We start from the raw sequence: 21,113 nt of genomic DNA on the forward strand, positions 1-21,113 counted from the left end.
TTTGGGCCCCCTGTGTCCCCGATCTTTTACATGTTTTTGGCCCCGGCAGTAAAAAATCCGTCGGGGGGGGGGGGGGGGCGGGGGGGGGGGGCGGGGGGGGGCGGCCCCCCCCCCCGGCCCCCGCCCCTCCCCCGTCCCCGCTCCCCCGTGTTCCGTTCCCCCGTGTTCCGTTCCCCCGTGGTCCGTGGGTCAGTTCCAGGGGTTGGCCTCCTGGTCGTCGATGGCGGTCCAGAACCGGGTGCCGGTCGGCAGGGTGCCGTTGGCCCACAGGCTCCAGCCCTGCCCGTCGTGGAACTCCGCCATCCGGAAGGGCGCGCCGAAGACCGTGGCGCAGAGCTGGTCGGCGCGGGCCCGGCTGGTCAACAGGGTGCCGTGGACGGGCTCGGTCGCCCTCACCTCACCGCGCGCCCAGCTGTGGTACCCGTCGGTGGGCACCCCCGCCGGGGCGGGGCGGCCGTCCTGGGCGAGGCAGAGCACCGGCAGCTGGTCGGTGCCCGGGGTGTCGCCCTGGTACGGGTTGCTCGTGGCGTCGCCGCCCACGTGCACCACGTTGTCGGCGCGCTGCTCCAGCACGGTCCAGCTCAGGCCCGGGTGGCCGAACAGGGCCCGGTAGGTGCTGCGGCTGATGTTCCACTGCTGGTAGGGCCCGTTGTTGCAGTCGAACAGGTAGAGCTTCCAACCGCCGAAGTTCTTCGCGGTGTTGTCCATGCACCGGGCCCCGGAGTCGGCGACGCTCCGCAGCCGGATCCCGGGCAGGTCCGCCTGCGGGGTCTGTCCGGGCGCGGTGTACGGGGTGATCTCCCACCACTCGCGCCTGTCGGCGGCCGCGCACAGGGCGCCGTGCACCCGGCCGTCGACGGAGGCCAGGCAGGAGCGGTGGTCGGCGGCGTTGTTGAGCATGTAGACGTTCTTCTGACCCGGCATCGGGAAGAACGTCCACTGGCCCGGGGTGTAGCTCCCGCCGCAGGGGTGCAGGTCCAGCGTGCCCGAGGTCGCGCCGTCGGGGCAGCGGTCGGAGGCCTGGTTGCGCAGGCTCGTGGCGGGGGTGTCGGCCGAGGCGCCGCCGACGGGGGCGAGCAGCAGGGCGCCCAGGGCGAGCACGACCGCGAGGACGAGGCGCCGGATGGTGGAACGCAAGGGGACTCCAGATCGGGCAGGTGACGGGGTGGTTCGTTCGGTTCGGTCGGCCGGTCAGCCGGTCGACCGACCTACCGCCGTCAGCTTGTCAGCGCCCGGTCAACCGCCGGTATCCGAGTTTTCTGGGACCCCGCCCGTCACGTCCGGCGGCACTACGGCAGCACCACCACCTGGCCGGCGTACGACAGTCCGGCGCCGAAGCCCACCAACAGGGCCAGCCCGCCCGGTTCGACGGCGCCCTCGCTGAGCAGCCGGTCCAGGGCCAGCGGCACCGAGGCGGCCGAGGTGTTCCCCGCGTCCGTCACGTCCCGGGCGACCGCGACGTGCGGCGGCAGGTCCAGCGCATTGGCCGCGGCATCCACGATCCGGATGTTCGCCTGGTGCGGGACGAACGCCGACAGCTCCGCCACGTCCACCCCGGCCGCCTCCAGCGCCTCCCGGCCGATCCGCGGGACGGCGGCCACCGCCCAGCGGAAGACGGCGGGGCCGTCCATCCGCAGCGTCGGCCAGGCCGCCGGCCCGTCGGAGGACCGGTCGGCCGGGCGCAGCGCCGTCCAGGGCTGCGAGTGGGCGATCACGGCCGAGCGCGCGCCGTCCGCGCCCCACACCACCGGGCCGATGCCGGGGGTGTCCGCCGGACCGACCACTACCGCGCCGGCGCCGTCGCCGAACAGGAAGGCGGTGCCCCGGTCGGTCGGGTCGACGAGGTCGCTCATCCGCTCCGAGCCGACCACCACCACGTACCGGCTGTGCCCGGAGCGGACCAGCCCGTCGGCCACCGCCAGGGCGTGGCAGAACCCGGCGCAGGCCGCGCCGAGGTCCACCGCGCCCGCCTCGGCCGCACCGATCTGCTGCGCCAGCCGGGGGGCGGCGGGCGGCGACTGCTCCAGGTGCGACATGGTCGCCAGGATCACCGTGTCCACCGACTGCGGCTCCACCCCGGCGTGGGCGAGCGCCTTCAGCGAGGCCGCCGCGGCCATCGCCACCAGGGTCTCGTCCGGCGCGGCGAAGCGGCGGGTCGCGATGCCGGAGCGCCGCCGGATCCACTCGTCGCTGGAGTCGATGGCCGGCGCCAGTTCGTGGTTGTCCACCACCCTGCTCGGCCGGTAGGCACCGACGCCGAGGATCCGCGCGCCGCCGACCGGCGCGGGCGCCCGCAGCACCCCGGGGGCGGTCACCGCCTGCGCCGTGGCCGCGGTCACCGCCCGGCCTCCACCCGCTCGCGCGGCGCGGCGGCCCCGGCCGCGCCGAACTCGCCGTCCAGGTAACGGCGGAGGGTCTCCCGGCGCTGCACCTTGCCGCTGGAGGTCCGGGGCAGTGAGCCCCGGCGCACCAGCACGATCTCGTCCGGTTCCAGCCGCTGGCCCTCGTGCACCGCCCGGTGGATCCGCCCGCGCAGGTCCTCGCCGCCGCCGCGCAGCGTCCGGCCGTCCGCCTCGACCACCAGCACCAGGCGCTCCCGGGTGCCGTCGTCGGCGGAGAACGCGGCCGCGCAGTTGGGGTGCAGGCCCGGGTCGGCGTTCTCGGCGGACAGTTCGATGTCCTGGGGGTAGAAGTTGCGGCCCTGCCGGATCACCACGTCCTTGATCCGGCCGGTGATGAAGAGCTCCCCCCGGTGCCGGAAGCCGAGGTCGCCGGTGCGCAGCCAGCTGCGCGACTCGGTGCGGTCGGCCCGGCGCGCCCGGAAGGTCCGCTCGGACTCCTCCGCCCGGCCGTGGTAGCCGGCCGCGACGCAGGGGCCGCTCACCCAGATCTCGCCGACCTCGCCGTCCGGCCTGGTGGCGCGGGTGTCCGGGTCGACGATCCGCACCAGGCTGTCGCCGACCGGGCCGCCGCAACCGATGCTCGGGACCACGTCGGCCAGAACCACGTCAGCCGGAACCACGTCGGCCGGGGCCGGGACATCGGGCACCTCGACGGCCCGCCCCGCCCGCAACTCCTCGGCGGAGAGCCACAGCACGGTGGGCAGCCGGTCCTCCGGGCTGCCGGTGGCCTTCAGGGTGTTCTCGGCCAGGCCGTAGCCCGGGCACATCGCCTCCGGGCGGAACCCGGCCGGGGCCAGCGCCGCGGTGAAGGCGCTGATGGTCTGCCAGCGCACCGGCTCCGCACCGTTCGCGGCCACCCGCCAGGAGGACAGGTCCAGCCCCGGCGGGAGACCGCCCTCGGCCACCGCCCGGGCGCACAGCTCGTACGCGAAGCTCGGCGCCGCGGCGTGGGTGCCGCCGAACCGGGAGATCGCCTCCAGCCAGCGCGCCGGACGGCGGATGAAGGCGTCCGGGGTCATCAGGTACGACGGGATGCCCGCCCAGAGCGGCAGCACCACGCCGAACAGCATCCCCATGTCGTGGAAGAGCGGCAGCCAGTTCACCACCCGGGCGTCGCCCCGGCAGGGCCACAGCCGGTCCGTCTCGTCCACGTTGCCGCCGAAGTTGGCGTGGGTCACCCGCACCCCCTTCGGGGTGCCGGTCGAACCCGAGGTGTACTGCAGCAGCGCCGTCTCCTCGGCGCCGATCGGGCCCGGCCGCCAGTCCGCCGCCGCCCCCGGTGCCCGGCGCTCGGCCGCGGCGGCCAGCGAGTCCGGGTCGTGCAGGGTCAGGCCGGCCAGCTCGGGCAGGGCGCCGAAGCGGTCCTCCAGGTCCCGCTTCACCTCCGCCGTGGTGAGCAGCACGCTCGTCCCGGCGTCGTCGGCGATCCTCCGCAGCCGCGCCAGGCCACGGGCCCGCGACGGCACCTGTACCGGTGCGGCCGCCACCCCCGCGTACATGCAGCCCAGCAGGTCCGCGACGAACCCCGGCCCGGACGGGTGCAGCAGCACCACGCTGCGCCCGCCCTGCCCGAGCGCGGCCAGCCGTGCCGCGACCGCCCGCGCCCGTACGTCGAGTTCCCGGTACGTCAGGGTCTCGGCGATCTCCTCGCCGTTGTGCAGGAAGGCGTACGCCAGGGCGTCCGGCTGCTCGGCGCTGCGCCGGGCCAGCACCTCGGGGAGGCTCGGCAGGGCTCCGGGAAGGGGTTCGGGAAAGGAATCGGGAAGGGAATCGGACACGGGATCGGACACGGAATCGGTCATGGCGCGGCATCCTCGGGATCGCTGGGGCCTCGTGGGCCGGACGACGGTGCTGGGGGTTCAGGCGGCGACCAGACGCACCGGTAGGTGGGTCAGGCCGTGGAACTGGTACGAGCGCAGCCGCCGGGACGGCCCGGCCGGGCGGAACTCGGCCACCCGGTCGACCAGCGTGCGGAGCATCAACTCGACCTCCAGCAGGGCGAGATGGCGGCCGATGCAGAAGTGCGGGCCGCCGCCGCCGAAGCCGAGATGGGGGTTCGGGTCCCGCCCCACGTCGAAGCGGAACGGGTCCTCGAACACCTCCTCGTCCCGGTTGGCCGAGGTCAGGTGGGCCACCACCTTGTCGCCCGCCCGGATCAGCCGGCCGCCGACCTCGACGTCGGTCACCGCGGTCCGCCGGAACACCTTGGTCGGGGTCTCCCAGCGGACGATCTCCTCCGCCGCGGTGGTCACCAGCGACGGGTCCGCCTTCAGCCGCGCCCACTGCTCCGGGTGCGCCATCAGGGCCTGCACCCCGCCCGCGATCGCGTACCGGGTGGTCTCGTTGCCCGCCACCGCGAGCAGCACGAAGAACGCCTGGAACTCGCTCTCGGTCAGCTGGTTGCCCTCGGCGTCGGCGCTGACCAGCCGGGAGACGATGTCCCCCGCCGGGCAGCCGCGGCGCTCGGCGCCCAGTACCGCCGCGTACCGCGCCATCTCCTGCGCGGCCGACCGCGCGCCCACCGCGCCGCCGGAGTCCGGGTCGGCCTCCCCGGCCACGCCCTTCGACCAGGCGAACAGCTTGTGCCGCTCGTCCCGGGGCACGCCCATCAGCTCGGCGATCACCACGATCGGCAGTTCGGCGGCGACCTGCCGGACGAAGTCGCCCCCGCCGTCGCGCAGTGCCCCGTCCACGATCCGCTCGCACTCGGCGGCGATCCGTTCCCGCAGCTGCTCCACCATCCGCGGGGTGAAGCCGCGGTTCACCAAGCTGCGGACCCGGACGTGCTGCGGCGCGTCCTGGTTGATCATCATCATCCGCTGCATGCCGATGGCGACCTCGTCGTACTCCATCGGCTGGGCGCCGGCCAGTTGGGAGGAGAACAGTTCGGGCTTGCGGGCGATCCAGGACACGTCCGCGTGCCTGGTCACCGCCCAGTGGCCGCCGGGCACCTGGGGGTCGGGCTGCCGGTAGACCGGGGCCCGGCTGCGGAGCACGGCGAAGTCGTGGTGGGGCGGAGTGGGCAGGTAGCGGTCCGGATCGAAGACGTCGATGCCGGCGGGGTCGGCTTGCAGGGTCATCCAGGGCTCCTCGGACGGCGGCGGACGGCGGCGCTGTCGCAGCTGTGCGGACAGCGGCGAGTGGGGTGGCGCGGTGCGGCTCGGTCGGTCGACGAGAGTCGGGGGCGTCCGGACGGACGGGGTGTCCGGAGGGGCACGGGTGTCCGGACGGCCGGCGGTGGTCCGGACCGGCGGGGGTCGTCCGGACCGGCGGGGATGTCCGGACGGGCGCGGCGGATCAGCCGACCAGGGCGGGCCCGTGGTCCTCCGCCAGCGGGCTCAGCCAGTCCTCGCCGAGCCGGGCCCGGGTGGCCGGGTCGGTGACGCCCAGGCCGGGGCGGTCGGCCAGGCAGAGCACCCCGACCTTCCCGGTGTGGCCGTTGGTCTGCACCAGCCGGGCCGCCTCGCCGATCTCCGCCAGCGGGTACGTCCGGGACACCACCGGCGCCAGCAGGCCGAGCCGGTACAGCCGCATCATCTCGGCGGCCTCGCCCAGGTTCATGCCGTGACTGCCGACGATGCGCTTGAGGTTCATCCAGAAGTAGCGGTTGTCGAAGGTGTGCTGGTAGCCGGTGCTGGAGCCGCAGGTCACCACCGTGCCGCCGCGCCGGGCCACGATCACCGAGATGCCGAAGGTGGCCTTCCCGACGTGGTCGAACACGACGTGCGGGTCCTCACCGACCTGGGAGCGGATCGCCCGTCCCAGCCGCTTCGCCAACTCCACGGTCTCGTCGGCGGATTCGGGGGCCCGGCCGATGCCGATCTCCTCCCGGTTGATCACCACCTCGCACCCGAGCCGGCGCACCAGCTTCGCCTTGTGCTCGGAGTTCACCACCCCGACCGGGATGCCGCCGGCGTTCTTCACCAACTGGACGGCGAACGCGCCCAGTCCACCGCTGGCACCCCAGATCAGCACCACGTCGCCCTGCTTGATCCGGGCCCCGCGGTCGCTGACCAGCATCCGGTACGCCGTGCCGCCGCACAGCGGGATGCTGGCGGTCTCCTCCCAGGTCAGGTGCGGCGGCTTGGCCACCAGCTGGCTGGCCCGCACCACCGTGTAGTGGGCCAGCCCGCCGAAGTTGGTCTCGTAGCCCCAGGCCTTCTGGTCCGCGCCGAGCATGCCGTCGGCGTGCGTGACCGGGTCCTGCTCGTCCACCACCGCGGTGCTCACCGCGACGTGGTCGCCGACCTTCCAGCGCCGGACCCCGGCGCCCGTACGGACGATCACGCCCGCCGCGTCCGAGCCGATCACCTGGTACGGCCGGTCGTGCCGAGCGGTGTAACCGCCCGCCCGGGCGAAGCGCTTCAGCGCGTCGAAGGTCGACACCGGCGAGAAGGTCGCCGACCAGACCGTGTTGTAGTTGACCGAGCTGGCCATCACGGCCACCAGCACCTCGTCCGGCGCCAGCTCGGGCAGCGGCACCTTGCCGACGTGCAGCGAGCGGCGGACGTCCTTGTCCGCAACACCCTGAAACATGGCGACATCTTCCTGTCGCAAATGCGCGGCGGTGTAATCCTGCGGCAACGCGATTGTCGCCAACTCCTCCGCGGGCGCGTCCCGCAGGACCGCCTCGGACAGCTCATCCATCTGTATTCCCCTCACCCGACGAAGCGGTGGTCCGGAACTTCACCATGGCCGTCCCCGACGCTACGTGACGGTGTTCCGGGGCGGGAACCCCTAACGCCCTCGGCCCACCCGTAGTCGGAGAAAACCGCAGGTGGTGCGTGGTGTACTGGCCCCCTCAGCCGCTCCTGACCCCCCGTCGGGCGGAACTCCGCCCCCGACAGTTAGGGGTGGACCGGAAAGGCGGCGGACCCGGAGACTTCCAGAACGCGCACCGCTTCGGACCGGCACTTCGGAATTCCCCACCGAACTCCGCCGAATCCGTCCCGGAACGAAATGTGACCCATCGTGGACGACCCGCCGGGTCCACGGCTGCGCGGAGAAAACCGATTCGCTTTCAGAAGGGGTGCCAAGCCCACCATGACGAGCCAGGAACAGCACCCCGCCCCCGGGGTCGGGACGCCCCCGCCGCCGCCCACCGCGGTCGCCGTGGTCGGCCTCGCCTGCCGGCTGCCCGGCGCCCCGTCCCCCGACGCCTTCTGGACCCTGCTCGCCGAGGGCCGCAGCGCGCTCGGCCGGCCGCCCGCCGACCGCGGGCTCGACCCCGGCCTCCCGGACGCCGGCTACCTCGACCGCGTCGACCTCTTCGACGCCGACTTCTTCGGCCTCTCCCCCCGCGAGGCCGCCGAGACCGACCCGCAACAGCGCCTGCTGCTCGAACTCGGCTGGGAGGCGCTGGAGGACGCCGGCCTCCCGCCCGCGACCCTCCACGGCACCCGCACCGGCGTGTTCGTCGGCGCGATGGGCCACGACTACCGGCTGCTGCGGCACGGAGCCGACGCGCCGCCCGTCTCCCGGCACACCCTCACCGGGCTCGGCCACGGCCTGCTGGCGAACCGGATCTCCTACACCCTCGGCCTGCACGGCCCCAGCCTCACCGTCGACACCGCCCAGTCCTCCGCGCTGGTCGCGCTCCACCTCGCCCATCGGGCGGTCCGGGACGGCGACTGCGACCTCGCCCTGGCCGGCGGCGTCAACCTCATCCTCAGCTCCGACAGCACCGTCGAGGCCCGGGAGTTCGGCGGACTGTCCGCCGACGGACGCAGCTACCCGCTGGACGCCCGGGCCAACGGCTACGCCCGCGGCGAGGGCGGCGCGCTCGTCCTGCTCAAGCGGCTCGACCGCGCCCGCGCCGACGGCGATCCGGTCCTCGCGGTGATCCTCGCCAGCGAGACCAACCACGGCGGCGCGGCCGACGGCCTCACCGTGCCCGACGCCGACGCCCAGCGGGACCTGCTCCGGCGCACCCTCCGGCAGTCCGGGATCGCGGCGGCGGACGTGCGGTACGTCGAACTGCACGGGACCGGCACCCCGGTCGGCGACCCGGTCGAGGCGGCGGCACTCGGCGCCGCCTACCGGAGCGGCGCGGGGGGCGGCGACCCGGATGCCGGTGACCCGCTCCTGGTCGGCTCCGCGAAGAGCAACGTCGGCCACCTGGAGGGTGCGGCCGGGATCGTGGGGTTCCTCAAGGCCGTGCTCAGCATCCGGCACCGGCAGCTCCCGGCCACCCTCGACCACGAGACACCCAACCCGCGCATCCCGCTCGACCGCCTCGGCCTGCGCGTGCCCGACGCCCTGACGCCGTGGCCCGAGCCCGAGCCCGGGCGGCCGCTGATCGCCGGGGTCAGCTCCTTCGGCGTGGGCGGCGCCAACTGCCATGTGCTGCTGGCCTCTCCGCCGTCGTCCCCGGTTTTTCCGCCGGCCGGCTCGGCACCGGCGCTCCCCGCCGGCGGGGTGGGCTGGCCGCTGTCCGGCCGCACCGAGGCCGCGCTGCGCGCCCAGGCCGCCCGACTGGCCGAGCACCTCACCGCACGGCCCGACGCCGATCCGGCTGTCGCTGATCCGGCCGAGCTGGCGGCGGCCCTGGCCACCACCCGGACCCACTTCCGGCACCGGGCCGTCCTGCTCGGGGACGGCCCACCTGAGGACGGCCTGCTCGGGGACGGCCTGCTCGGGGACGGTCGCACCGAACTGCTGGACGGCCTGCGGGCCCTGGCGGACGGAACCCCGCACCCCCGGGCCGTCCTCGGCACCGCGCCGAACGGTCCGGCCGGCGGCCTGGCCCTGCTGTTCTCCGGCCAGGGCAGCCAGCAGGCCGCCGCCGGGCGCGAACTGTACCGGGCCGTACCGGAGTTCGCGGCCGCCCTGGACGAGGTCACCGCCGCACTCGACCCGCACCTCCGCCTCGACGGGCCGCTGCGCGACCTGCTGTTCGCCGCACCGGACTCCCCCGAGGCGGCGCTGCTCGACCGCACCGAGTACACCCAGCCCGCGCTGTTCGCGCTGGAGACCGCCGTCCACCGGCTCGCCGAACAGCGCGGCCTGCGGCCCGCGTTCGTGCTCGGTCACTCCGTCGGCGGGATCGGCGCCGCGCACGCCGCCGGGGTCCTCGACCTCGCCGACGCCGCCGTCCTGGTCACCGCGCGCGGCCGGCTGATGCAGGCCGCCCGGGCCGACGGCGTGATGACCGCCGTCCAGGCGAGCGCCGAGGAGGTCGCCCCACTGCTCGCCGACCGCCGCGACCGGGTGTCCCTCGCCGCCGTCAACGGCCCCGCGGCCGTGGTGCTCTCCGGCGACGCCGAGGCCGTCGCCGAGCTCGCCGCCCGGTTCGCCGAACAGGGCCGCCGGACAAGGCAGTTGCGGGTCAGCCACGCCTTCCACTCGGCCCACATGGACAGCGCGGTGGCGGAGTTCCGCCGGATCGCCGCCGGGCTGCGCTACCACCCGCCCCGGCTCACCGTCGTCTCCGACGTGACCGGCCGGGTGGCGAGCACCGAGGAGCTGAGCTCCCCCGACTACTGGGCCGAGCAGATCCGCCGCCCCATCCGGTACCACCAAGGGGTGCTCACCCTGGCCGAGTCGGGCGCGACCGGGTACGCCGAGGTGGGCCCCGGCCGGGTGCTCACCTCGCTCACCCGGCAGACCCTCGCCACCCTCCCGACCGCCGACGGCACCCGCCGTCCGGTGGTGCCGCTGCTGCGCGGCGGCGCCTCCGAGCCCGCCGACCTGCTCCGCTCCCTCGCCGAACTGCACGTCCACGGCGTGGAGTTCGACTGGTCGGCGGCCCTCGGCCGGACCGCCGACCGCCGGACCGGTGACCGTCAGACCGGTGACCGCCGGACCACCCTGCCCACGTACGCCTTCCAGCGCGAGCGGTACTGGTTCACCGACCGCCCGCAGACGGCCCCCGCACCGGCGCCACGCGCCATCCGGGACACCGCACTGCCGCAGGTGCTCGCCGCCCTCGCCGCCGTACTCGGGCACCGGGACGGCGAGCGGGTCGACGCCGACCTGACCTTCCGGGACCTCGGCCTGGACTCGATCGGCACGGTCGAGTTCGGCGACCGGCTCAGCGCCGCCACCGGGCGCGACCTGCCCGCCACCCTCACCTTCGACCACCCGACCCCACGGGCCGTGGCCGACCATCTCGACGCGGCCGACCACCTCGCCGCCGACGGCGACCACATCGCACCGGACGAGGAGTTCCGGACCTCCCCCGAGGAGCCGATCGCGATCGTGTCGATGGCGGGACGCTTCCCGGGCGGGCTGAACTCCCCCGAGGACCTCTGGGAGTTGGTCGAGCGCGGCGGGGACGCGATCGGGGACTTCCCGACCGACCGGGGCTGGCCGGAGGAGCTCTACCACCCCGACCCGGCCGAGCCCGGCCGCAGCTCCACCCGCGAGGGCGGATTCCTCTACGAGGCCGGGCAGTTCGACGCCCAGTTCTTCGGCATCTCCCCCCGCGAGGCGACCGCGATGGACCCGCAGCAGCGGCTGCTGCTCGAAGTCGCCTGGGAGTCCCTGGAGCGCGCCGGACTGCGCCCCGCCGACCTGCGCGGCACCCGTACCGGGGTGTACGCGGGCCTCACCCAACTCGACTACGGCCCACGGCTGCACGAGCCCGCGCCCGGCCACGAGGGACATCTGCTGACCGGGAGCACCATCAGCGTCGCCTCCGGCCGGATCGCCTACACCCTCGGGCTGGAGGGCCCGGCGGTGACCGTGGACACCGCCTGCTCCTCCTCGCTGGTCGCCGTCCACCTGGCCGCGCAGGCGCTGCGCGGCGGCGAGTGCACGTTGGCCCTGGCCGGCGGGGTCACCGTGATGTCCACCCCCGGCATGTTCACCGAGTTCAGCCGCCAGCGCGGCCTGGCCCCCGACGGCCGCTGCAAGCCCTTCTCCGCCGACGCGGACGGGACGGGCTGGGCGGAGGGCGTGGGTGTGCTGGTGCTGGAGCAACTGTCCGACGCCCGCCGCCACGGGCACCCGGTCCTCGCCGTGGTCCGGGGCAGCGCCGTCAACTCCGACGGCGCGTCCAACGGGCTGACCGCGCCGAGCGGGCGGGCCCAACAGCGGGTCATCGCCGAGGCGTTGCGACGCTCGGGCCTGACCGCCGACGAGGTGGACGCGGTCGAGGCCCACGGCACGGGTACGACGCTGGGCGACCCGATCGAGGCCAACGCCCTCATCGAAGCCTACGGACGCCACCGCACGGGCGAACCCCTCTGGATCGGCTCACTCAAATCCAACCTCGGCCACATGCAGGCCGCCGCCGGCGTCGGCGCCGTCATCAAGACCATCGCCGCCCTCAACCACGCCGTCCTCCCCCAGTCCCTGCACGCCGACCAACCCTCACCCCTGGTCGACTGGGACAACGGCATCGCCCTCCTCACCAAACAGCGCCCCTGGCCCCACCACGACCGCCCCCGCCGCGCCGGCATCTCCTCCTTCGGCATCAGCGGCACCAACGCCCACCTCATCCTCGAACAAGCACCCCCCACACCCGAAGCCGAACAACCCCCCACCGGCCTGCCCGTCACCCCCTGGATCCTCACCGCCCGCACCGCCCCCGCCCTCCACGCCCAAGCCCGCCGACTCCTCCACACCCTCGACGACACCACCCACCCCGATGCCATCGCCCGCGCCCTGGTCGAGACACGTACGGTCTTCGGCCACCGCGCCGTCCTCACCGGCGACGCCACCACCCTCCGCACCTCCCTCGCCGCGCTCGCCAACGGCGAACCCACCCCCACCACCGCCCTCGGCCAAGCCCACCCCACCGCGCGCACCGCCTACCTCTTCACCGGCCAAGGCAGCCAACGCCCCGGCGCCGGCCACGAGCTCTACCGCACCTTCCCCGCCTTCAGAACCGCAATCGACGAGGTGACCGCCGCCTTCGACCCCCACCTCCCACACCCCCTCCGCGACATCCTCTTCGCCCACCCCGACACCCCCGAAGCCCACCTCCTCCACCGCACCGTCTACACCCAACCCGCCCTCTTCGCCCTCCAAACCGCCCTCCACCACCTGCTCCGCACCCTGGTCCCCGCACCCGACGTCCTGATCGGCCACTCCGTCGGCGAGATCGCCGCCGCCCACCTGGCCGGCGTGCTGTCGCTCCCCGACGCGGCCACGCTGGTCGCCGCCCGGGCCCGGCTGATGGACGCGCTGCCCGCGGGCGGGGCGATGGCCTCGATCGAAGCGGACCCGTCCGAGATCGAGGCCGAGATCGAGGCGGGGACCGAGGCCGAGTCGGCGGCCGCACCCGGCCGGATCGCCGTCGCCGCCGTGAACGGCCCGCTCGCCACCGTGGTCTCCGGCGACGCGGACGCCGTGGACCAGGTGGTGGCCCGCTGGCGGGGCCGGGGTCGCCGGGCGGCCCGGCTGAAGGTCAGCCACGCCTTCCACTCCCCGCTGATGGACCCGATGCTCGCCGAGTTCCGCGAGGTCGCCGGGCGCCTCGACTACGCGGAGCCCGAGGTGCCGGTGGTCTCGAACCTCACCGGCCGGATCGCCGAGCCGGGCGAGCTGACCGACCCCGAGTACTGGGTGCGGCACGCCCGGGAGGCGGTGCGCTTCCACGACGGGCTGACGGCCCTGCGGGCGTCCGGGGTACGGCGGTTCGTCGAGCTCGGGCCGGACGCCGTCCTCACCACCCTGGTGGAGACCGCGCTCGCCGCCGAAACGACCGAAGCGCCCGAAACGACCGGAGCGCCCGAAGCGCCGGCCGTGGTCGTCCCGACGCTACGGCGCGACCGGGACGAGGTGTCCGGCCTGCTGCTGGCGCTCGGCGCCCTGTACGTCGACGGCGGCGAGGTCGACTGGCCGGTGCTGCTGGGCCGTTCGGCAACGCCGGTCGAGCTGCCCACCTACCCCTTCGAGCACCGCCGCCACTGGCTGGACGCACCGGCCGCGCCGGCCGCGTCCGGCACCACCGGCCACCCGCTGCTGTCCACCGAGGTGGCGCTCGGCGACGACGGCGGCGCGGTGCTGACCGGCCGGGTGTCGGCCCGCACCCACCCCTGGCTGACCGACCACGCCATCGGCGGGACGGTGCTGCTGCCCGGCACGGCCCTGCTCGAACTGGCCCTGCGGGCAGGCGTGTCGGTGGGCCTCCGCACCCTGGAGGAACTCACCCTGGAGTCCCCCGCCGTGCTGCCCGAGCAGGGCGCGCTGCGGCTCCAGGTGGTCGCCGGACCGGCCGACGGGCAGGGCGCCCGCCCGGTGGCGGTGTACTCCCGCCACGACGACTCCGAGCCGTGGACCCGCCACGCCTCCGGCACCCTGACCGCCGGTTCCCCACACCGCCCGTCCGCCGAACCCGCCGCCCCGGCCGTGCCCGTGACCGGCGCCTTCTACGCCGAACTCGCCGCCGAGGGCTACGACTACGGCCCCGCCTTCCGGGCGGTCACCACCGTCAGCCGGGACGGCGCGGAGTCCTCCGCCGAGCTCCGGCTGCCCGAGGAACTCGATCCGTCCGGCTTCCTGCTCCACCCCGCCCTGCTGGACGCCGCCCTGCACCCACTGGTGAAGGGCCGCGGCGACCGGGGCACCGGCCGGATCGCCCTGCCCTTCGCCTGGTCCGGCGTCTCCCTCGGTGCGGCCTCCCCCGCCACCGCGGCCCGGGTCCGGATCACCCCGACCGGCCCCGACTCCGCCCGGCTGGAGCTGACCGACGCCGCCGGCGTGCCCGTCGCCACCGTCGCCTCGCTGACGCTCCGGGAGGTGGAGACCGCCCGGCTCGGCGGGTCGGACCCGGCGGTGGCCCGCGACCTGCTGCGGGTCGACTGGCAGCCCGCCGAAGCGGCCCCGACGGCACCGGTCCGCTCGGTGGCCGTCCTGGGCGCCCCCGACCCGGAGCTGACGGCCGCCCTGCGGGCCGCCGGAGCGGTGCTGCGGGAGCCGGCCGAGGCCCCCGACGTGCTGCTGGTGCGCGCACCGTCCGGCCGGGACGAGCCGCTGGGCGCCGCCCACGCGAGCGCCCGTACCGTCCTGGCGACGCTGCAGAGCGTCCTGGCGGACGAGCGGCTGGCCGACACCCGGGTGGTGGTGGTCACCGAGGGCGCCACCGACGGCGGCGCGCCGCACGCCCTGGCCGGGGCGACGGTCGGCGGCCTGGTCCGCTCGGCGCTCGGCGAGCAGCCCGGTCGGCTGGCCCTGGTCGACCTGGACGGCACCCCGCGGTCGCTGCGCGCGCTGCCCGCCGCACTCGCCCTGGCCGAGCCCGAAGTAGCCGTCCGGCAGGGCCGGTTGACAGTACCCCGGCTGGTCCGGGCCGGCGCCGCGGCACCGGTGGACGCCCGACCGGCGGACCCGGACGGCACGGTGCTGATCACCGGCGGCACCGGCGCGCTGGGCGCCCTGCTGGCCCGGCACCTGGTGCGGACCGGGCAGGCCCGGCGCCTGCTGCTGGTCGGCCGGCGCGGCCCGCACGCGCCCGGGGCGGCCGAACTGCTGGCGGAACTGTCGGCCCTCGGCGCGGAGGCCACCGTGGCGGGCTGCGACGTCGCCGACCGGGAGGCGCTGGCCGGGCTGCTGGCGGGGATCCCGGCGGACCGGCCGCTGACGGCGGTGATCCACACGGCGGGCGTGCTGGACGACGGGGTCGTCTCCGCGCTGACGCCTGAGCGCCTGGCGGCCGTCCTGCGGGCCAAGGCCGATGCGGCCTGGCACCTGCACGAGCTGACCCGGGAGGCGGCCCCGGCCCGGTTCGTGCTGTTCTCCTCGGTGGCCGGGGTGCTGGGCACCGCCGGCCAGGCCAACTACGCGGCCGCCAACGCCTTCCTGGACGCCCTGGCCCGGCACCGGCACGCCCTCGGCCTGCCCGCCACCGCCCTGGCCTGGGGCCTGTGGTCCGGCCCGGGCGGGATGGGCGACCGGCTGGACGAGGCCGGCCGGTCCCGCTTCGAGCGCCTGGGCCTGGCCCCGATCGGCGCCGAGCGCGGACTCGCCCTGTTCGACGCCGCACTCGCCCGACCGGACGCCGTGCTGGTGCCCGCCCCGACCCTTCCGGCCGCCCTGCAGCGGGCGGCCGCCGAGGGGCGGCTCGCCCCGATCCTGTCCGGGCTGGTCGCCCCGACCCCGGGGAAGACACCTGCCGCGCCGCGCACCTCCGGTCTGGCCGAGCGGCTCGCCGGCCAACCCGCCGAGGCCCGGACCGCGCTGCTCGGCGACTACCTGCGCGACAGGGTCGCCACGGTGCTCGGCCACGCCCCGCAGTCGCTGAGCGAACACCGCGGCTTCCTGGAACTCGGGGTGGACTCGCTGACCGCCGTCGAACTGCGCAACCGGATCAACGCCGACACCGGCCTGCGCCTGCCGCCCACCCTGCTGCTCGACCACCCGACGATCGGCGACCTGGCCCGCCACCTCGGGACCGCACTGGCCCCCGATCCGATCGCTCCCTCCCCCGACCGGCTCCGCGCGGACATCGACCGGCTGACCGCCGCGCTGGCCGCCCTGGGCGACCCCGAACGCGGCCCGCTGCTCACCGCCCTGCGCGAGCTGCTGGCACCGCTCGACCCGCTCCACACCGACCTGGACACGGCCACCGACGACGAGATCTTCGACCTGATCGCCGAGGAGCTCGGCATCACCGACAGCGAGGAGGGCTAGGCGATGAGCACCACCGAGGAGAAGCTCCGCGGCTACCTCAAGCGCGTCACCACCGAGCTGCGGCAGAACCGCCGCCGGTTGGACGAGCTGGAGGCCCGGGAGTCCGAGCCGATCGCGATCGTCTCGACGGCGGGACGCTTCCCGGGCAACGTCAACTCTCCCGAAGAACTCTGGGAGTTGGTCGAGCGCGGCGGGGACGCCGTGGGCGCCTTCCCGGCGGACCGGGGCTGGCCGGACGAGCTCTACCACCCCGACCCGGCCAAGCCCGGGCACAGCTACACCCGCGAGGGCGGATTCCTCTACGACGCCGGGCAGTTCGACGCCGAGTTCTTCGGCGTCTCCCCCCGGGAGGCCGCGGCGATGGACCCGCAGCAGCGGCTGCTGCTCGAAGTCGCCTGGGAGTCCCTGGAGCGCGCCGGACTGCGCCCCGACGACCTGCGCGGCACCCGTACCGGGGTGTTCGCCGGGGTGATGTACCACGACTACGGCTCCCGGTTCCGGCGCGCCCCGGAGGAGTTGGAGGGCTATCTGGTCGTCGGCAGCGCGGGCAGCGTGGTCTCCGGCCGGATCGCCTACACCCTCGGGCTGGAGGGCCCGGCGGTGACCGTGGACACCGCCTGCTCCTCCTCGCTGGTCGCCGTCCACCTGGCCGCGCAGGCGCTGCGCAGTGGCGAGTGCACCCTGGCCCTGGCCGGCGGGGTCACCGTGATGTCCACCCCCGCGACCTTCGTCGACTTCAGCCGCCAGGGCGCCAACTCCCCCGACGGGCGCTGCCGTTCGTTCGCCGCCGGTGCCGACGGGACGGGCTGGGCGGAGGGCGTGGGCGTGCTGGTGCTGGAGCGGCTGTCCGACGCCCGGCGCCACGGACACCCGGTCCTCGCCGTGGTCCGGGGCAGCGCGGTGAACCAGGACGGCCGCAGCAGTCAGCTGACCGCGCCGAGCGGGCGGGCCCAACAGCGGGTCATCGCCGAGGCGTTGCGACGCTCGGGCCTGACCGCCGACGAGGTGGACGCGGTCGAGGCCCACGGCACGGGTACGACGCTCGGCGACCCGATCGAGGCCAACGCCCTCATCGAAGCCTACGGACGCCACCGCACCGGCGAACCCCTCTGGGTCGGCTCACTCAAGTCCAACCTCGGCCACATGCAGGCCGCCGCCGGCGTCGGCGCCGTCATCAAGACCGTCGCCGCCCTGAACCACGGCATCCTCCCCCAGTCCCTGCACGCCGACGAACCCTCACCCCTGGTCGACTGGGACAACGGCATCGCCCTCCTCACCAAACAACGCCCCTGGCCCCACCACGACCGACCCCGCCGCGCCGGCATCTCCTCCTTCGGCATCAGCGGCACCAACGCCCACCTCATCCTCGAACAAGCACCCCCCACACCCGAAACCGAACAACCCCCCACCGGCCTGCCCGTCACCCCCTGGATCCTCACCGCCCGCACCGCCCCCGCCCTCCACGCCCAAGCCCGCCGACTCCTCCACACCCTCGACGACACCACCCACCCCGACACCATCGCCCGCGCCCTCGCCACCACCCGCACCGCCTTCGACCACCGCGCCGTCCTCACCGGCGACGCCACCACCCTCCGCACCGCCCTCACCGCACTCGCCAACGGCGAACCCACCCCCACCACCGCCCTCGGCGAAGCCCACCCCACCACCCGCACCGCCTACCTCTTCACCGGCCAAGGCAGCCAACGCCCCGGCGCCGGCCACGAGCTCTACCGCACCTTCCCCGCCTTCAGAGCCGCACTCGACGAAGTGACCGCCGCCTTCACCCCCCACCTCCAACACCCCCTCCGCGACGTCCTCTTCGCCCACCCCGACACCCCCGAAGCCCACCTCCTCCACCGCACCGCCTACACCCAACCCGCCCTCTTCGCCCTCCAAACCGCCCTCCACCGTCTGTTGGAGTCCTGGGGCGTCCGGCCCGACCGGCTCGCCGGGCACTCGATCGGCGAGATCACGGCCGCGTACGTCGCCCAGGTGCTCACGCTGGAGGACGCGGTGACCCTGGTGGCCGCCCGGGCCCGGCTGATGGACGCGCTCCCGGCGGGCGGGGCGATGCTCGCGGTCGAGGCCGACGAGGCCCGGGTGCTGGCCGAACTCGCCTCCGTGGACGGTGTGGTGGCCGTCGCCGCCGTCAACTCACCGGACTCGACCGTGATTTCCGGCGAGGACGCGACGGTCGAGGCGCTGGCGGAGCGCTTCCGGAGGCTGGGCCTGCGGGTCCGCCGACTGCGGACCAGTCACGCCTTCCACTCCCCGCTGATGGAGCCGATGCTCGCCGAGTTCGGCCGGATCACCGCCGCCCTGCCGCACCACCCGCCGCGCATCCCGATCCGCTCCGCCCTCGACGGCCGACTCTTCGACGCCCGGCACCCGTTGACGGCCGCGCACTGGACCGCCCACGCCCGGCAGGCCGTCCGCTACCTGGACGCGGCGCGCGGGCTGGCCGCCGACGGCGTCACCGGCTACCTGGAACTCGGCCCGGACGGCGTCCTCACCGCACTCACCCGGGCCGCCCTGGCCGACACCGCGGCACCCGCACCGGAACCCGCCGTGGCCGCGCTGCTCCGCCGCGACCGGCCCGAGCCGGAGACCCTGCTCACCGCCCTCGGCACGGTCTACGCCCACGGCACCCCGGTGGACTGGACGGCCCTGCTCGGCGGCGTCCCCGGCACCGCCGAAGTGCTGCCGACGTACGCCTTCCAGCACGAGCGCCACTGGTCGGACGTCCCGGAGCAGCAGCGCGAGGGCGGCGCCGCCACGCCCGGCGAGGCCGGCCTCTGGTCGGCGATCGCCCGGCAGGACGTCGGCACGGTGGCCGAGTTGCTGCGGGTCGACGGCGAGGCCGGGCGGTCCGCCCTGGGCACGGTGCTGCCCTCACTGGCCGGTTGGCGTGCGGCGCGCGAGCGCGACGGTGAGCTCGACGGCTGGCGGCACCGGGTGACCTGGCGGCCGGTGCCCGAGGGCGCGCCCGTGGGCGCGCCCGGCCGCTGGCTGCTGGTCCTGCCCGAACCGGAGCGGCTGGCCCCGGACGAGGCCGAGCGGGTCTCGCTCTGGCGGGAGCTGCTGGACGGCGCGCTGCGGCGGGCCGGTGCCGCGGTCGACCGGATCGAGGTGGGGCCGGCGGCCGACCGGGCGCGGCTCACCGCGCAGCTGACGGCGGGCCCGGTCCGTCCGGCGGCGTCGGTGGACCGGGAGACGGCCGCGGTGCTCGGCACCCGGGCGGTGTTCAGCCGCCTCGGTGCCGGCCCGGAGGACCGGGACGGGCCGCTCTCCGGGGTGCTGTCCCTGCTGTCCCTGGGGTCCGCGCCGGTCGAGGGGCGTCCGGCAGTACCGGACTCCCTCGCGGGCACCCTGACCCTGCTCCAGGCGCTGGAGGCGGCGGGGGTGGAGGCGCCGCTCTGGTCGGTGACCTCGGGCGCGGCCGCCACCGGGCCCGGTGATCCGGTGGCCGACCCGGCCGGGGCGCTGGTCTGGGGCCTCGGGGCGGTCGCCGCCACCGAGACCCCGCAGTGGGGCGGCCTGATCGACCTGCCCGGCGAGCCGGGCGGCCGGGCCGCCGCCCGGGCCGTCCGGGCGCTGCTGGCGGGCGGGCCGGAGGCGGAGCTCGCGGTGCGGGCCGAGGGCCTGTTCGCCCGCCGTCTGGTCCCGGCCCCGGCCGTGGCGGATGCTCCCGGCGCCGGGCCCGTCCCGCTGTCCACGCCGACCGGGACGGTGCTGATCACCGGCGGCTCCGGGGCCCTGGCCGGGCACACCGCCCGCCGGCTGGCCCGCCGGGGCGCCGAGCACCTGCTGCTGGTCAGCCGGCGCGGCGGGGCCTCGCCCGGCGCCACCGAACTGGCGGCCGAGCTGACCGGACTCGGCGCGCACCGGGTGAGCTTCGCCGCGGTGGACGTGGCGGACCGGTCCGCGCTCGCTCGGCTGCTGTCCGAGCTTCCCGAGGGGCTGCCGCTGACCGCCGTGGTGCACACGGCGGCCGTGCTGGACGACGCCACGCTCGGCGAGCTGACCGTGGAGCAGCTGGACCGGGTGCTACGGGTCAAGGCGCTGGGGGCGCGGCACCTGGACGAGCTGACCCGGGGGCTGGACCTGGAGGCCTTCGTGCTGTTCTCCTCCGCCGCCGCGCTGACCGGCCTGCCCGGGCAGGGGAACTACGCGCCCGGCAACGCCTACCTGGACGCCCTGGCACTGCACCGCCGGGCCGCCGGGCTGCCCGCGACCTCGGTCTCCTGGGGCCTGTGGGCGGGCGAGGGCATCGCCGACCCGGCGGCGGCCCGGCAGAGCCGGCGGTACGGCTACCTGCCGATGGACCCCGGGACGGCGCTGACCGCGCTGGACCGGGCGCTCGCCGAGTCCGTCCCGCACCTGCTGGTCGCCGCCGCCGACTGGCCGGCCCTGGCCGCCGTCCGTCCCCACCCGCTGCTCGCCGAGCTGCTCCCCGCGGCTCCCGCCGCCGACACCGCCGGCACCGGCACCGCTGGCACCGCCGACGCGGGCGAGTCCGCCGGTCTGCGGGCGGAGCTGACGGCCCTGTCCCCGGCCGAGCGCCGCCAGCAGCTGCTGCGCCGGGTCCGGGCCGAGGCCGCCGCCGTGCTCGGCCGCCGGGACGGCGACAGCGTGGCCCCGCTGCGGGGCTTCCGCGACCAGGGCTTCGACTCGATCGCCACCGTCGAACTGCGCAACCGTCTGGGCCGGCTGACCGGTCTGCGGCTGCCCGCCACCCTGGTCTTCGACCACCCGACGCCGGAGGCCCTGGCCGACCGCCTGCTGGACCGGCTGGATCTGCCGAGCCCTCCGGACGCCGGGACGGGAGGCACCCTGCTGGCCGAACTCGACCGGCTGGAGCGGCTGTTCGCCGCACTGGAGCCGGACGACCCGGACCGCGACCAGGTGCTCGACCGGCTCGGCGCGCTGGCCGGGGTCCGCCGCGATTCCGGGCTGAGCGCGGGCCTGGCCGCGGCGAGCGACGACGAGCTCGTCGACTTCATCGGCCGGGAACTCGGCATCTCCTGACCGTCCGACCGTCACCGGTACCACCCCCGACCCGTCCCACCGCCACCCGTTCCACCGCGACCCGTCCCACCGCCACCCGCGCGCCGTGCCCGCGCACGGCTGACC

General features: G+C 75.7%; 7 protein-coding genes. 2 read left to right on the top strand and 5 right to left on the bottom strand.

Annotated features, from left to right (window positions below; genetic code table 11):
- Positions 1-189 precede the first annotated feature (189 nt).
- From ABTZ03_RS00585 to ccrA, 5 genes are all read right to left on the bottom strand, one after another.
- Positions 190-1,137, bottom strand: coding sequence for a ricin-type beta-trefoil lectin domain protein (locus ABTZ03_RS00585; RefSeq protein WP_350510629.1), 948 nt, complete (start codon positions 1,135-1,137; stop codon positions 190-192).
- A gap of 152 nt (positions 1,138-1,289) precedes the next feature.
- Positions 1,290-2,315, bottom strand: coding sequence for a beta-ketoacyl-ACP synthase III (locus ABTZ03_RS00590; protein WP_502894365.1), 1,026 nt, complete (start codon positions 2,313-2,315; stop codon positions 1,290-1,292).
- Between the two features lie 20 nt (positions 2,316-2,335).
- Positions 2,336-4,204: a fatty acyl-AMP ligase gene (locus tag ABTZ03_RS00595; RefSeq protein WP_350510630.1), complete on the bottom strand. Its 1,869-nt coding sequence runs from the start codon at positions 4,202-4,204 to the stop codon at positions 2,336-2,338.
- A gap of 57 nt (positions 4,205-4,261) precedes the next feature.
- A complete protein-coding gene (locus ABTZ03_RS00600) occupies positions 4,262-5,482 on the bottom strand; it encodes a cytochrome P450 (protein ID WP_350510631.1) in 1,221 nt (406 codons plus the stop codon).
- Between the two features lie 217 nt (positions 5,483-5,699).
- A complete protein-coding gene (gene ccrA, locus ABTZ03_RS00605; protein ID WP_350510632.1) occupies positions 5,700-7,049 on the bottom strand; it encodes a crotonyl-CoA carboxylase/reductase in 1,350 nt (449 codons plus the stop codon).
- A gap of 396 nt (positions 7,050-7,445) precedes the next feature.
- Here ccrA and ABTZ03_RS00610 point away from each other — a divergent pair, with 396 nt between their 5' ends.
- The gene (locus ABTZ03_RS00610) at positions 7,446-15,980 is read left to right on the top strand and encodes an SDR family NAD(P)-dependent oxidoreductase (RefSeq protein ID WP_350510633.1); all 8,535 of its coding nucleotides are present in this window, start codon (positions 7,446-7,448) and stop codon (positions 15,978-15,980) included.
- Between the two features lie 3 nt (positions 15,981-15,983).
- Entirely contained in the window at positions 15,984-21,008 is a 5,025-nt protein-coding gene (locus ABTZ03_RS00615) for a type I polyketide synthase (protein WP_350510634.1), read from the top strand.
- Positions 21,009-21,113 lie beyond the last annotated feature (105 nt).

This window comes from Kitasatospora sp. NPDC096077 (genome assembly GCF_040303245.1).
In the GTDB taxonomy this organism is placed as follows: domain Bacteria; phylum Actinomycetota; class Actinomycetes; order Streptomycetales; family Streptomycetaceae; genus Kitasatospora.